The sequence below is a fragment of the Pseudomonas sp. PSPC2-3 genome (assembly GCF_049898265.1).
Taxonomy (GTDB): Bacteria; Pseudomonadota; Gammaproteobacteria; order Pseudomonadales; family Pseudomonadaceae; genus Aquipseudomonas; species Aquipseudomonas veronii.
In genome coordinates, this window is sequence record NZ_JAFCXJ010000005.1 from 297,957 (window position 1) to 312,537 (window position 14,581).

General features: G+C 56.6%; 13 protein-coding genes. 6 read left to right on the plus strand and 7 right to left on the minus strand.

Annotated elements, in window-relative coordinates:
* Positions 1–326: 326 nt before the first annotated feature.
* On the plus strand, positions 327–854 hold the full coding sequence (locus tag ACP7E3_RS13890; RefSeq protein WP_426123405.1) for a MepB family protein: 528 nt from the start codon (positions 327–329) through the stop codon (positions 852–854).
* Between the two features lie 153 nt (positions 855–1,007).
* On the opposite strand, the gene ACP7E3_RS13895 is transcribed toward ACP7E3_RS13890, so the two are convergent.
* The 5 genes from ACP7E3_RS13895 to ACP7E3_RS13915 all read right to left on the minus strand — a co-directional run bounded on the left by ACP7E3_RS13895 (position 1,008) and on the right by ACP7E3_RS13915 (position 6,491).
* Positions 1,008–1,853 (minus strand): amidohydrolase family protein, encoded by an 846-nt coding sequence (locus ACP7E3_RS13895; protein ID WP_201022271.1) that lies wholly within the window; start codon positions 1,851–1,853, stop codon positions 1,008–1,010.
* A 28-nt stretch (positions 1,854–1,881) separates the two neighbouring features.
* Positions 1,882–3,171, minus strand: a complete 1,290-nt coding sequence (locus ACP7E3_RS13900; RefSeq protein ID WP_126588393.1) for an MFS transporter — start codon at positions 3,169–3,171, stop codon at positions 1,882–1,884.
* Positions 3,172–3,306: 135 nt separating this feature from the next.
* Positions 3,307–4,038: a GntR family transcriptional regulator gene (locus ACP7E3_RS13905; RefSeq protein ID WP_046383484.1), complete on the minus strand. Its 732-nt coding sequence runs from the start codon at positions 4,036–4,038 to the stop codon at positions 3,307–3,309.
* Positions 4,039–4,354: 316 nt separating this feature from the next.
* Positions 4,355–5,674, minus strand: a complete 1,320-nt coding sequence (locus tag ACP7E3_RS13910) for an MFS transporter (RefSeq protein ID WP_426123408.1) — start codon at positions 5,672–5,674, stop codon at positions 4,355–4,357.
* 43 nt (positions 5,675–5,717) lie between these two features.
* On the minus strand, positions 5,718–6,491 hold the full coding sequence (locus tag ACP7E3_RS13915; RefSeq protein WP_046383486.1) for an SDR family NAD(P)-dependent oxidoreductase: 774 nt from the start codon (positions 6,489–6,491) through the stop codon (positions 5,718–5,720).
* 147 nt (positions 6,492–6,638) lie between these two features.
* On the opposite strand from ACP7E3_RS13915, the gene ACP7E3_RS13920 reads away from it, so the two are divergent.
* Positions 6,639–7,541 (plus strand): LysR family transcriptional regulator, encoded by a 903-nt coding sequence (locus ACP7E3_RS13920; protein WP_411220274.1) that lies wholly within the window; start codon positions 6,639–6,641, stop codon positions 7,539–7,541.
* Positions 7,542–7,628: 87 nt separating this feature from the next.
* On the opposite strand, the gene ACP7E3_RS13925 is transcribed toward ACP7E3_RS13920, so the two are convergent.
* Positions 7,629–8,135: an AAA family ATPase gene (locus ACP7E3_RS13925; RefSeq protein ID WP_046385296.1), complete on the minus strand. Its 507-nt coding sequence runs from the start codon at positions 8,133–8,135 to the stop codon at positions 7,629–7,631.
* Between the two features lie 313 nt (positions 8,136–8,448).
* Between ACP7E3_RS13925 and flgE the strand changes: the two genes are divergently transcribed.
* The 4 genes from flgE to ACP7E3_RS13945 all read left to right on the plus strand — a co-directional run bounded on the left by flgE (position 8,449) and on the right by ACP7E3_RS13945 (position 11,724).
* Entirely contained in the window at positions 8,449–9,765 is a 1,317-nt protein-coding gene (gene flgE / locus ACP7E3_RS13930) for a flagellar hook protein FlgE (protein WP_126588396.1), read from the plus strand.
* 75 nt (positions 9,766–9,840) lie between these two features.
* Positions 9,841–10,626 (plus strand): flagellar basal-body rod protein FlgG, encoded by a 786-nt coding sequence (flgG, locus tag ACP7E3_RS13935; RefSeq protein WP_057004138.1) that lies wholly within the window; start codon positions 9,841–9,843, stop codon positions 10,624–10,626.
* 152 nt (positions 10,627–10,778) lie between these two features.
* Positions 10,779–11,189: a response regulator gene (locus ACP7E3_RS13940; protein WP_426123412.1), complete on the plus strand. Its 411-nt coding sequence runs from the start codon at positions 10,779–10,781 to the stop codon at positions 11,187–11,189.
* 193 nt (positions 11,190–11,382) lie between these two features.
* Complete coding sequence (locus ACP7E3_RS13945) at positions 11,383–11,724, plus strand: hypothetical protein (protein ID WP_275959079.1); 342 nt, start codon at positions 11,383–11,385, stop codon at positions 11,722–11,724.
* Between the two features lie 88 nt (positions 11,725–11,812).
* Here ACP7E3_RS13945 and ACP7E3_RS13950 read toward each other — a convergent pair whose 3' ends face one another.
* A complete protein-coding gene (locus ACP7E3_RS13950) occupies positions 11,813–14,461 on the minus strand; it encodes a fimbria/pilus outer membrane usher protein (protein ID WP_426123414.1) in 2,649 nt (882 codons plus the stop codon).
* Positions 14,462–14,581 lie beyond the last annotated feature (120 nt).

Here is a 14,581-nt window from a genome sequence, read left to right on the forward strand (position 1 = left end):
CTTCAGATACGGAAACGGAGATTCCGTGACAGGGCGACCTAAGGGCGGGTGTGAGGATGGAGCGCCAACAGCGCTGATTTTTCAGCAAACGGGGTTTTGTGGAAAAGCGACCAGGGGTAAATGGAAATGGACAGTCGAATCCGCGGCTTTCTAACCTGGTACAGGATTTAACATAATATACATTATGCGTAGCAGTAGATTCTGACTTTGGGTGGGTGGTACGCTTCTTTTAGAACCAGTGGCGTCTGTTGATGTGTTCGCTGCAATACACACATCTTCTCGCTACGCTCGCATCTGCTGCAATCCAATCCATCAAGGTTCCATCCATGGGCACGTCAGTCGTACCGAGTTGTTTGTTTGCTGCGATTGATGCGGTTTATCTGCCGGCTGGCTTGAAATGCTCGGAAGATATTTCTCCTGACGTTGAGGCTAGAGAGTATGGCGGTTGTCGATTCATGCTGGGTACTTGCCAGGTTGTGTTCCGTGTCGCCAAAACCACGCCGACCAAGATTGGTCAGTTCGTGACGCTGTGGAAACGACCCTGTGCAACGAGTGTGATTACTCCGCTGGATAGCAACGATAATATCGACTTCGTTGTGATCCACGCGACTGGCACCGAACAAAGTGGTCAGTTTGTATTTGACCGTGCAACGTTGCTGTCCCATGGCGTGATGTCCATAAATGGCGTCGGTGGCAAGCGTGCTTTACGTGTGTATCCGCCCTGGAGCCGACCTATTGCCAAGCAAGCGTTACAGACTCAGCGGTGGCAACTCCAGCATTTCGTGACAGTTGAACCCTCAGACCAGACTTCGTTACAGCACATAAAATCGTTGTTCAGGTCCTCGTTAAAGTGAGCGTATACCCTACTCCAGCCCCCTCTCTCATGACTGCTATTAATAACTCAACTAAATAGTCATTTAGTTGAGTTATTAATATACTCCTTCATTCCTTTCTCCCACTCTACAACTAAGGAAGGTCTGAAGTAGCCAGAAATTTACGCGTAAGTTTCAACTTTCGCCTTTTGCAAACCCGAATAACATCCGTGGCGAGTCCACTAGCAGCGCACGCATAAGCTCCGTCGAGCACTCCAGTGCTTGAAGTTGATCGATCACCGTATCGAAACCGACGCCTTCTTCATGTTGCGTATGCGGCCAGTCGCTGCCCCACACCAAACGGCGACGGCCGAAGCTCTGCTCCAGCAGCGGTAACGCCATCCGGGCAAACTCGAGGTTCTGTTGTGGCGTACCTTCCAGTCGATAGATACCGGACACCTTCATCCACACTTGCCCGCTCAGCCCCAGTTCCAGCACCTCGGAATAACCTGGCTGATCAAGGCCAAAACGCGCGTCCGGACGCCCCAAGTGATCGATGACGAGTTTGATCCCAAACGGCATCAGCTGACGAATCAGTTTCGGTAAATCCCCCACCTGGCGGTGCAACTCCACGTGCCAGTCCAGTTCAGCGATGTGGCCGAAGAAGTCCTTCCAGGCAGCGTCGTGAAAGTCAGGCAAGGCTTTGCCCATGAGGTTCAAGCGAACGCCGACCACACCCAGCCGAGCCATGTCGTTCAACATGACGCGGCTGACACCTCGCTCCAGCACCACCACCCCTCGCAATCGTTCCGGCACCTGCCTCAGCGCCGCCAGCAGGTAGTTATTGTCGGTGCCGAGAAAACTCGGCTGCACCAATACACCATGACTCAGGCCATGGGTTTGCAAGTGCTTCAGATACTGCGCAAGTGTGGCGTCGTAGCCAGGGGTATAGCGTCGTGCAGCGGCCAGGTTCAGCTCGCGGCTGAACACATGAGCGTGGGAGTCGATGCCGGTGATCGGCGCAGGACAGGTATCAGGCATGGATTTCATCTATCGAAGGTAATGGTCATCAGGCCCGGGCGGTCTCGTTGCCGCCGACCGTGGTTTGCACCGGTGCAGTCGAGGCCTCGAGACTGCGCCCACGGGTTTCCGGCAGGCAAAGTGCCGCGATCACCGCCACACCGTAGGCGACCCCTGCGTCGATGCCAATTGCAGACCCCAAGGACATGGAGTCGCTCATGTGGCCGACCAGGAACGGGAACACCGCGGAAAGTACTCGGCCAAAGTTGTAGCAGAAACCGACACCGGCGCCGCGCACGTCCGCTGGATACAACTCGTTGAACAGCGCACCAAGACTCGCCGGAATGCCGGCGGCGAAGAAGCCGAGCGGAAACCCCAGGAACAGCATCTGGGTATTGGTCAGCGGCAGGAACACATAGCACTGCACGGTGACGACACAGCACAACGCAAACAACACGATGTTTTTGCGACGGCCAATACGGTCGATCAAAAATCCGCTGACCACACAGCCACACCAGAAGGCGAAGATAATCACCGCGAGGTAGCCGCCAGAGTTCAGCACCGACAGGTTGCGCTCTGTCTTGAGGAACGTCGGCAGCCAGGTCATCACTGCGTGGTAGCCGCCGTGCGCGCCGAGGCCCAACAGACCACCGAACAGCGTCACGCGGATGAGTTCAGGGCGGAAAATGCCGGCCAGGGATTTGAAGAAGCTTTGCGGGATGGCGTTTTCTTTTTGCAGGCGCTGGAAGCTGTCGGGCTCCTCGACGTTGCGACGTACCCAGATGATCAGGAACGACGGCAGCAATCCGACCAGGAACATCACACGCCAGGCCATGTCCTGGGGTACAAAGGAGTAAATCAGCGTAAACACCCCTACCGCCAGGCCCCAACCTACGGCCCAGGCGCTTTGTACCGTTCCCATGACCTTGCCGCGATATTGAGGGTTGATTGTCTCAGCCATCAGCACTGCGCCGGCAGCCCATTCGCCACCGATGCCAAAACCCTGGAGCGCTTTGACGATCAAGAGCTGATTGAATCCCGTAACGAACGCGGACAGAAAGGTGAAGACCGAGAACCACAAAATCATCCACTGAAGTGTGCGTACCCGGCCGTAGCGGTCGGACAACGTCCCCCCTACCCAGCCACCAATGGCTGAAGTGACCAGGGTGACACCACTGATCAGCCCCGCGTCGCCCTTGGTCAGGGCGAACGCGGCGATCAACGCCGGAATCGCCAGGCCGAACATTTGTACCTCCAGCGCGTCGAGCGACCATCCGCCGAAGCAGGCCCAAAACGTCTTGCGCTCCCGAGGAGTGACTTGGCGATACCAGCTAAACATGATTCTTATCCTTATAGGTGGAACGTGAGGCAGCCGAGAGCGAACCGCGCCGCTACGAGGCCAGTCAGAACAAACAAAACGATCAAACCAGCGGCGACCGACTCGCCGCTGAACGAAACGCTACCCAGGCACGGGTCAGCGAATATCCACGCGGTAACGGAAGTGCTCGGCATGCCCGCGAGAACGACGCCACTCCAGCGGTGTGCCGGCGTAATCACGCGCCAGCCTCTCGATCACCACCACCGGGCTGTTGACCGGGACTTGCAGCAATCGCGCGTGCACGTCATTCACCGATTCAGCGGTCAGCGTTTCTTCGGCCGAGGCGACGACCTGACCGCAGACCTCTTCATAGATCGGATACAACAGCGGCCCTTTGCTACTCAGGTCGATCTCCAGCAGCGGCTGAAAGCGGTTGCGGGGCAACCAGATTTCTTCGGCGAGCACCGGCTGAACATCGAGCAGACGCACACGAACAATGCGGATCACCGGCGCGTCGAGTGGCAGTCCCAACGCCTGGGCCACCGCCGAGGGCGCGGCCACCGGTTCGATCGACAGGATGCGACTCTCTGGCACCCGGCGCTCGCCGGCAGCGGTTTGAAAACGGAAGAATCGGAACAGCGAAGATTGGAACTGAGGCCGGCGAATGAAAGTGCCTCGACCTTGCTGACGTTCCAGGATACCTTCACTGACCAATGCATCGACCGCTTTGCGCACGGTGCCAGTAGACAGTTGGTATTCCGCTGAAAGCGCAGCTTCGGTGGGAATCGCTTCCCCCGGACGCCAGCGATTGTTGGCGATCTGTTCAGCCAAATGGTCACGCAGGCGTTGGTAAAGCGGCAGGCGAACATCACTGGAAAGAGCATTCATCGACTTTATTCACCTTGTTATCTAGTCATATATATGAATATAGAGGTGAGTATTTCCCCATACCGCTTGGCTGTCAATAAGGGTCAAGGCATTTTGCTGACGAATAGCGGGGCCAAGCCGTAGCCAATCTGCGTCAGTTCGACTCGGAAATCCTCTCCGTTGTCTCCCCTGCCCCCCCGCAAATCTTGTCCATCAACGCTTGAGCCACACCGCTGCCCTGCTCAAGGATTTTGAGGGCGGCACTGATCGCGGATCACCAGAACGGCTACTGACGCATTGCCAGGATCGCTGACAACCGCGCAGTCAATTTTGTGTCTCATCGCCGCACCTTCACCCAAGCCATGAGCAACGCCGAGGACAGTACCCCGACCGTCATGAAAATATAGGCCGCTCCGGGGTTGCCGGTAAGGCCGATCAGGTAGCCGACAATCCATGAGCCCACAAAGGCACCTAATGCCCCGCAAGCGTTGATCAAACCAATTGCGCCACTGAAAACATTGGAGGGCAGAATTTCCGGGATCAGCGCAAAAAATGGTCCGTAAGGCACGTACAAAGCCGCCCCGGCGATGCTCAGCAAAGCAAACGACAACCAGAAATGGCTCGGGCCAAGCAAGTAGGAGCAGAAAAATGCCAGCGCACCCAGCGCCAGAAGCGGCCAGACAAAATGTTTACGCTGCTGGGATTTATCTGACATCCAAGACACCGCAAGCATGGCGGCCACGGCCGCGACATAAGGCACAGCGCTCAACCAGCCTACCGTGACAATATCCGCAGCCGCGGCTTGTTTGATGATCGTCGGCAGCCACATGATGAATCCGTAAACCCCGATGCTCCACAGCGCGTGGACGCAGCACAGTTGGATCACCACCGGGCTGGTAAACGCCTGGCGGTAATTACGCACCACCTTCATGCCTTTCTGTTCGTTTGCCAGTGTCGCGGCCAGCTGGTTTTTTTCCTGCTGAGTCAGCCAGTCGACCTGCTCGGGCTTGTCCCGCGCCAGCCGCCACCAGATGAACGCCCACAACACTGCTGGCGCGCCTTCAATCACGAACATCTCGCGCCAGCCCCACGCGTGAATCAAATAGCCCGAGACCACCGACATCCAAAGTACGGTGACCGGATTGCCGAGAACCAGAAACGTATTGGCACGCGAGCGTTCCTTGCGGGTGAACCAGTTACTGATGAAAATCAGCATGGCGGGCATCACTGCGGCCTCGACGATGCCCAGCGACACCCTGATCACCATCAACATCGGAATATTGGTCACCAGCCCCGTGGCCATCGCGCAGATGCCCCACAAGATCAGGCTCCAGAACACCAATTTGCGCACACTGTATTTCTGCGCGTAGATAGCGCCCGGAACCTGAAAGAAAAAGTAGCCCAGAAAGAACAGGGCCCCGATCAACGAGGACATGCTTTTGGTGATACCCAGGTCCTGCTCGATGCCCGCAGCACTGGCAAAGCCATAATTGGCGCGATCCAGATACGCGAGGCTGTAGGTAATGAAAATTAGCGGAATCAGATACCGCCAACGCTTGGGTGCGAAGCTTTTGGTTTTGACGTGTTGACGATTTTCGTCGGTAGCCTGCCCGGCAATATCGACCAGCGACGCTACCTGCTCTTTGAGGTTGCTCATGGATGTCCCCTGTTATTGTTGTTGTTTGCGGCGGGAGTAACATTCAAACGACGCTTGTCAGGCCTCCGTCGACGAAGATCGTTTGGCCGTTGATGAAGTCCGAGGCAGCGGATGCGAGAAATACGGCGGCACCACACAACTCCTCGACGCGCCCCCAACGGCCCGCGGGCGTGCGTTTGCACAGCCATTGGGAAAATTCCGGATTGTCTACCAGCGCCTGGTTCATCTGCGTCGCGAAATAGCCAGGTGCCAACCCATTGGCCTGAATACCGTGGCACGCCCATTCGGCGCACATGCCCTTGGTGAGCATCTTCACGGCACCTTTCGACGCCGCATAAGGAGCGATCGTCGGCCGGGCCAATTCGCTCTGAACCGAGCAGATATTGATGATCTTGCCGCGACGCCGGGCAATCATGTGCCGGGCGACTGCCTGGGACACATGGAAGACGCCGTCTAGATTGACCCGCATCAATTCGTGCCAATCGTTCGCGGCAAAATCTTCCAGCGGTGCCCGCCGCTGAATGCCGGCATTGTTCACCAGGATATCGATGGCTCCGGTCTGCGCCTCAAAGCTATTGATCACTTCGAAAACCTGAGCCTGATCGGTGACATCAAACACCGCGATCTCTGTGCTTACACCCTCGTCACGCAATTGACTTGCGATGAGTTGCGCTCTGTCACTATTACGATCATTGATCACCACAGTGGCGCCCGCAGCTCCCAAGCCCCTGGCTAGTTCAAGCCCGATGCCTTTGCCCGAACCGGTGATCAGGGCCCTGCGCCCGTTAAGCTGGAAGCTACTGGTATTGAATGACATGCTGTTCTCCACAAATGGCCATTTGTTTTTTTCGGCCTTGCCGTCACTTCATCGCAGCCCAGCGGTCACGTCCAATCGTCATTAATGATATCGTGATCAAAATTCATGATAAGCGCGAAACAGCCCCTGAAAGCTCGGAGTATTCAGATGGAAATCAAACATTTGAGAGCATTTGTGACCTTGGCTCAGGAGCTTCACTTCGGTCGAGCCGCGCAACAACTGTCGATCGTTCAACCGGCGCTGAGCATGCAGATCAAGTTGCTCGAGGACGAACTGGGGGTGCGCCTGTTCGACCGCAGTCGGCACTCGGTCGCTTTGACCGAAGTGGGACTGATTTTCCTACCGGAGGCGCGCGCGACCTTGCATCAAGCGGCCCATGCAGCGGACGTGGCCAGGGCGTCAGGGCGCGGTGAAATAGGTCGCGTGCGTTTAGGTTTCGTCTCCTCGGTATTACCCGAATTGCTGCCCACCTTGATCCGCTCACTGCATCAACGATTTCCGCGGATTGAACTGGAACTCAAGGACATGCCGGGCCCGGATCAGACAGCGGCGCTGAAAAATGGCCAGCTCGATTTCGGCTTGATGCGTTTGCCGGCCGTGGCCCCGGGGATTCAAACCCTGGAAGTGCTGCGGGAGACCTTCATAGTGGCTTTGCACGGCGATCATCCTCTGGCTGTGTGCGGCACGCTGCACCCCACAGCGCTGGCAAACGTACCCGTTTTCGTCCTCGGCAGACGCTATGCACCCGGATTTTACGATGGCCTAATGCATGCCGTGAGCACCCACGGCGCGCAGCTGGAAATAGCATCGGAACTCGGCGAGTTCACCACCATGCTCGCGCTGGTTTCCGCCGGGCTCGGCGTCGGGTTACTGCCGGCTCGTGCCGGGCGTGCCCTGCCCGCCAACGTGATGTCCAAGCCCCTGGAGTTGGGCGATTACCGGGCAACGACCGGCCTTGCCTGGGTTGATCTGGACAGTCCGGTGAAGAACACCGTATTCAACCTGGTGAACGAGCTGTTGGCTGACCCCGCTGCCGAGCGTTTTCGCTAGCGAAAACAGCGGTTGCTCGCGCCGCGCCGCAGGCAAGTGCGCAAACTCCCCTGCCCTCACCGCAGACTAAGCGCCCATTAGCCGCCACTACTCACTGGGCAATAAGCCTTCGGTGAGCATCGATACTGCTTGCTCCGGCGAAGTCAGCGCGGTGTCTATGCAAAACGGCGCTTCGGCCCACGCTTCATATTCGTGATCCAACACAGATTGCCAGGTTGGTGGAATCAACCCGGGAATATCACCCAGCCTCGTTTCTATCCGGCGCCGATGTTCGTTTTTATCCGAGCAAATCACTTCAATATTTACCAACCGAACACCCGCTTTCGAGGCGGCTTCGTTCCACGCCATTCGGCTTTCGACGATTGGATTTACGCAATCAACGATGACCATACGGCCTAGACGAAGATTACTCAGGGCAAGTTCATTCGCGACCATGTAGCCACTGCGCCCCACGTCTTGCGCAAGAGCACCGGAGTTTCGAATCGCTTGTTCGATCGTATCGATCCGCAGGTAGAGGGCGCCTGTCGTAGCGACGAGGGCCTTGGCGATAGTGGTTTTTCCAGTGCCCGGAAGGCCGCTGAATACGATAAGCATTGTCTGTCCTTGGAAGAGTGCGAACACAATGTACCTTGTAACGTCGGTCATCAGATCACCGTTTAAGTTATGCCTCCCAAAAGAAATCTGACGCCTCCATCATTCCTCCATGGTTCCTCCCATAAAACCCGACATTCTTTGCGCACAATCAGCATCTCTAATGTCATCGCCGATTAAGCGGTGGGCGCTTGGATGACTAACTGACGGCCTGAAAAAGATACTCCAAGGGTGTCTCAGCAACCCCATGCTTCAATCCCGGCCAGATCAGCCCCCTGCTTCAAATTCAAACCGAATGGCAAAATAAGGAGTGGCTATGTCTTTTAATATTGGGCTCAGCGGGCTGTTTGCGGCCAACAAACAGTTGGATGTCACTGGCAATAACATCGCCAACGTCGCCACCACCGGTTTCAAATCATCCCGTGCAGAATTTGCTGATATCTATGCGGCTGCCAAGTTGGGTACTGGACGTAACGCCATCGGTAATGGTGTGAACCTGTCCGCTGTGTCCCAGCAGTTCACTCAAGGCGATGTCAACGGCAGTGGCGGCACACTGGATATGGCGATCCAAGGCGGTGGTTTTTTTGTGCAGAAAGGCAGCGACGGCTCTCTGCAGTACACCCGTAACGGTGCCTTCAGCGCAGACAAAGATGGCTACATCACCAACAATACGGGCACCTCTCGCCTGCAAGGCTACGCCGCAGACGCCGACGGCAAGATCATCAAGGGCGGGTTGACCGACCTGCGGCTGAACCTGTCGAACCTGCCGCCAAAGGCTTCCAGCAAGGTGGACTCCACCAGCAACCTGAACGCGTCTGCGCCGGCGATCAACCAAGCCACCAAGCCGTTCGACCCAACCGACACCAGCAGCTTCACGACCCAATACAGCACCACCTTGTACGACACCCAAGGCAACTCGCACGCTATGGTGCAGTACATGGTGAAGACGGACACCAATAAATGGATGTCTTACACGCTGATCGATGGACGCAATCCAGACGGCACGGCGATCAGTGGCCCCGCCGGTGTCGCGCCCAGCGGCTCACTGTTGACATTTGATACGTCGGGCACCCTTTCGACTATTACAGTACCGCCCTCCACCACGTCCAAGACCACCCTGACGATTACCGACTGGAAGCCGGGCGCGCTGGTCAATGGCGCATGGAAAGATAACGGCGCTGCCGCCAACCCGGCCGGAGTTGCGATCAACATGGCCAACATTACACAGTACAACTCCGCCAGCTATCGCAACCCGCCGATCACCGATGGTTACGCGACGGGGCAAATCACCGGCCTAAAAATCGACGGTAGCGGTGTGATGTTCGCCACGTTCAGCAACCAACAAAGTAAAGCGATCGGCCAGCTGTCGCTGGCCAGTTTCAACAACGAGCAAGGCCTGCAGCCGGCGGGTGGCACTGCCTGGAAGGAAACCTTCGCTTCTGGCCAGCCGGGTTATGACGTCCCTCAGGCCGGAACACTGGGATCGATCGTCGCCAATGCTCTGGAGAACTCCAACGTTAACCTGACCACCGAGCTGGTGAACCTGATCAAGGCCCAGAGCAACTACCAGGCAAACGCCAAGACGATTTCGACCGAGAGCACCATCAACAAGACGTTGCTCCAGATGACGTGAGGCGTGGTCGGAAGTCCATTGTTTGCTCCACCCGATAGATCCTGACCCCGCACCACCGCCGCCAAGGAGATTTGGATGCTGCCTGCACTGTATGTCGCAAAAACCGGGCTTTCTGCCCAGGACACTAACCTGACCACTATTTCCAACAACCTGGCGAACGTCTCGACTACCGGCTTCAAACGTGATCGCGCCGAGTTTCAAGACCTTGTCTATCAGATCAAACGACAGCCAGGCGCACAGTCAACCCAGAACAGCGCACTGCCCTCTGGCCTGCAACTAGGCACCGGGGTGCATGTCGTCGGCACCCAGAAAAACTTCTCTGCCGGCAGCCTGCAAACGACCGGTCAACCTCTGGACCTGGCGCTGAACGGCCGTGGTTTTTTCCAGATACTGCAACCCGACGGCAGCCTTTCCTACACTAGGGACGGCACGTTCCACTTAAATGCAAACGGTCAGATCGTCACCGCGAATGGGTTCGCCCTGGAACCGGCGATCGTTGTCCCCAACAACGCCCAGACATTCACCGTGGGCCAGGACGGGACTGTATCGATCACTGTCGCCGGCAGCCCTGCCTCGCAGGTGATTGGCAATCTGCAGATAGCCGATTTCATTAATCCGGCAGGCTTGCAAGCACAAGGCGCCAACCTCTTTCTGGAAACCGCCGCCAGCGGGGCTCCTCAAGTCGGCACTCCAGGAGTCAATGGTATCGGCACAACATTGCAGAGCACCTTGGAAACCTCAAACGTGAGTACCGTTGAAGAGATGGTCAACATGATCACCACTCAACGAGCCTATGAAATGAACTCCAAAGTCGTCTCTACCGCAAAAGAGATGCTAGGCAACCTTACAAAGAGTCTTTGATTGAAACGTCACGGGGTTTCGTAGACGTCGCTACTGTGTGCGCGCTGCTTTTAATACTCGTCCCATATAATAAAAATTACAGCATCGTTAGGCTGGGCTGTTGTAGGAATAAGTTTCCTCTACTGCATACCTTACCGCGCAGGGCTGTAAAAATGATACATAAGTCATCACGAATTCTCATCGCCGATGAACAGCATTTCTTTCGCTTGCGAATTGAAAGGGTATTGAACCAATTGGGCTATCACCGGATTGCACCAGTGCAATCCATTACGGAATTACGGCGCTTGGTAGATTATGCGTATGCGCCGTTTGATGTACTGATTCTCAACGAGAAATTCAGCAACCAGAACAGCTTTGCCCCACTGGCTTTTTGCCTCGACTCCCCGCAGATTCTCTCTGCATTGATCTATGGCAGCGAAAAGCTGGTCGCCGGGTCGGTCATTCGTTACGGTAAAGTCACCATTTGCGATGCCACTTTTGTCGATCGCGCGGAACTCCAATGGATAATCTCATCAACAGATAATTCCCTTCCAGTGCAGGACACCGTCCGATATCCGTATTGAACGAAGTCACGCGGGAATCAAGCAGACCCATTCAGGATAAGACCTCTCAGAACACATCAGATCGTATCAATGCTCCGCTGCTACTGCGCACTGTATTTAATCAGTCGGCCCTAAAGTTTATGAAAAAGGTGCCGTTGAATTAGATAGCAGTAGCCTGGTTCGATTCTCGACCCAGTACTAGCAGGAGAAAACCATGAATACCATAAAACCCGGTCTAATGGTGTTACTTACATTGCTTATTAGTCCTATCGTGATTAATCAGGCCAACGCAGAGGCCGTTACGACGGGCAAGATTAAGTTCAGCGGAGCAATCGTAGAAGCGGCGCAATGCCAACCCCTCCACTCCCCCTCTCACACCGCCCTCCCCTCCGCGCTCGCCATCCAATGCGAGCGCAGTGAAATGACGTCGCTGGTCACCGCAAGCATGGATACTGATGTGGTTGTCTGGCGGCACCTGAGTTCAACGGGAAAAGGTATTGTTCTCAGCCAAGATGCTTCGCATGACGCTTACCGAATCACCTTGAGTTACTTCTGAGCCTCGTGCTCTGGTGTAGGCAGCGCCGCCCTCGAGGGCGGCGCGCAATTGAGGTCCATAACGCTCATGGACATGGCGAAGTCGATGGTTATTGCCGTGGCTGGTAGAACGCAATGCTCGGCACGGCACTCTTGATCTTTTTCGGTGCAGGTGCAGGTGCAGGCTTGTCTGGCGTCGGAGTCACTGCGTTGCACTTCAGAGAAATACTCTGATAGTTCTCCCCGGCTTTTTTCTCAGGCAAAGCAAACCTTACGCGGCACTGATTGTTATCCCAGCTAATCAGCAGCTCACCCGAAGTCTGCTCATCGCTCAGCAACGCGAGCACCCGTCCGCGTGGATCGGCAATACCCAGGCGCTGGCCGTCGTCATGATCCACCGTCGCACCGAAGGGCATCAGCTTGCCATCCGGGCGGAACAGCTCGAACTGCACCCGGCGTCCACTGCTGGACTTGAACGTAGCCAATGCCGCAGCACCACGACGCGGCACCACTTGTTGCATGGCCGTGTCGATCTCGACGTCAGGACTCATCCCATTCGCGCTTAGGCCCAGCCAGTTCGCCCGGTATGGCGTAGCGTTGGGGACGACCGCGTAACCGTTGGCACCGGTTTTCACCCCCGAGTAGCTCGCCACCGGTACGTCCGCCATGCGCGGTTCGACCTTGACCAAGGCAAAGGTCTCGCTCAGCGGCTGGGCGAGGTTGACGCCTCCGGCATGGGCGACGATAGCGCCGTTGGCTTGCAGAGAAGTCGAGTGGTACTGATTGCCATAGCTGTAACCCAGCGTCATGTTGCCGACGGACGTGTTACTGCCCACCGATGCCGAGCCATTGCCGGTTCCGTCCGCTCCCCGGCCGGCGACCACCGAATAGTTCACGTCACGGTCACTGGGCAAAGTCCCGGTGACGCCTGTCTGCAGGCTGGTATCGCCGCCCTGCTGCCGGCTGCTGTTCATGAACACTTGCGGCGGCCTTTCCCCGCCACCTAACGGGAAGGACAGTGAAAGCGTGAGGGTGGTGTCGCTGTAGCGACTGTTATACATCGACGAGCTGACGTTCTGCGCGTGGGTCACACCCACGTTATAGCTCAGGCTGCGCCAGGAGTTGCTATAGCCCGCCGAGTAGCTGCGTGAGCTTGAATTGTTCCAATAGCGGTCGTCCGATCCGTTGAGGTACACGCTGCCAAAGCGATTGTCCTTGCCCAGGTTCTGCGCCAGATAGACGTCCAGACGCGTTCGCGAGTACGCAGAAGAAGTCGAGGAATAATCAGGAAACTCACTCGAATACCACGCATGCCCCTGTGCAGCGCTGCTGGCATAGACGTGGTCGGAGAGGCTTCGGAAGTTTTCATTGAGGCTGCGCTGGGCATTGACCGACACGTTAGTGTTGGTGCTCTCGATGAATTTTGCATAGCGCAGGCGCAAGCGCTGGCCGGCCTTGCTCGTACCCTCAATGCTGCTGTGGGACTGGGTTCCGTCCAGGGACACTGCGCCGATACGCGTATTGATCCCTGCGCCCATGCTATAGGCCTGAAAGCCGGAAGCTGCCTGCAGACCGCTGGCCAAGGTCAGGTCGCTGGTCAGGCCATACATCATCGAGCCATTGGCAAATACCGGACGTTCACTGGAACCATAATCCTGCTGGAACTCCCCCAGCGTTGCGTCATACAGCAGCCGCCCTTCACGCACCATCAAGGGTGGGCTGGAAAACGCCTGGCGCATCACCCGACGGCGGCCATCCGCCTCGATGATGGTCACCTCCAGGTCGCCGTTGGAACCGGATGGCGAGAGGTCGGTGATTTCAAAAGGCCCTGGCGAGACGTTTGCGCTGTAGATCAGATAATTGTTCTGGCGCACTTCAACGGTGGCGTTGGACTCGGCATTCCCTCGAATGACAGGCGCATAACCCTGTTCGCTATCCGGACTCATGCCTTCGTCGGAGGCCATCTGCACCCCGCGAAAACGTACCCCGTCGAACAGCGGCGAATTGGTGTAGGTCTCGCCTAGCCACAGTTGGCTTTTCAGTCCCGTGATGTCCCGCTGCAGGTAGGTGTTCTGGCTGGTGAACTTCGACGGTTGCCCGGTACTGGAAGTCTGGGAAGAGTTATTGCGCAGACGCCAGTCACCCACATTCAGCCCCATGCGCAACCCCAGGTTGGTCGATTGCCGGCTTTCATTGCTGGAACTGTAGTCGTAGCGGCTATTGAGGTTGTAATTGACGAATCCAAGGCTGACCCCGGAATCCCACACGGAAGGATCGACATAACCGCGGCGCTCGCGAGTCATCGCGGCCTGCGGCACGCTCAGGTTCAAGCGCAACCGCGGCGAATCGTAGACCGCACCGGCTTGATCGATCAGATCAGGCAGACGATAGCAGTCAGTGTCGGCCTTGAGCTTCCCCTCGCTGTGCAACGCCACGGTGTTGATGCCGACTTGCTTGAGCAGATCCTCGCTGAAACACGCCTCGACCTCGCCGGACTTGGGGTTCTCGGAAAAGACCACATCCTGGCGTCCGACCAGCGTGTTGTTTGCATAGATGTCGACCCGATAGATGCCCGGCAGTACGTCGCTGCCCATCAACAACGTTTTCACATCCGCAGACTGGCCCATGCCATACAGGAACGCGACGTTGTAACCCTCATGCCCCCGGCCGGGGGGGCGAGTGATATCTACCGCCGTAGCGTTGGCAATAAGCTGAGTGTCGGCCTCCGGTACGGCCTTGACCAGGCCGTCGGCCGCCATAACGTCGATCCAGAAACATAAGCATGTGCTCAACAGCATCAGACGCGGAGTGCCGATGCGAAGTCGCGAGCCGGTCATGTGTGATGTGAAAAACAAGCTAGGTATCGACATGATAGTTTC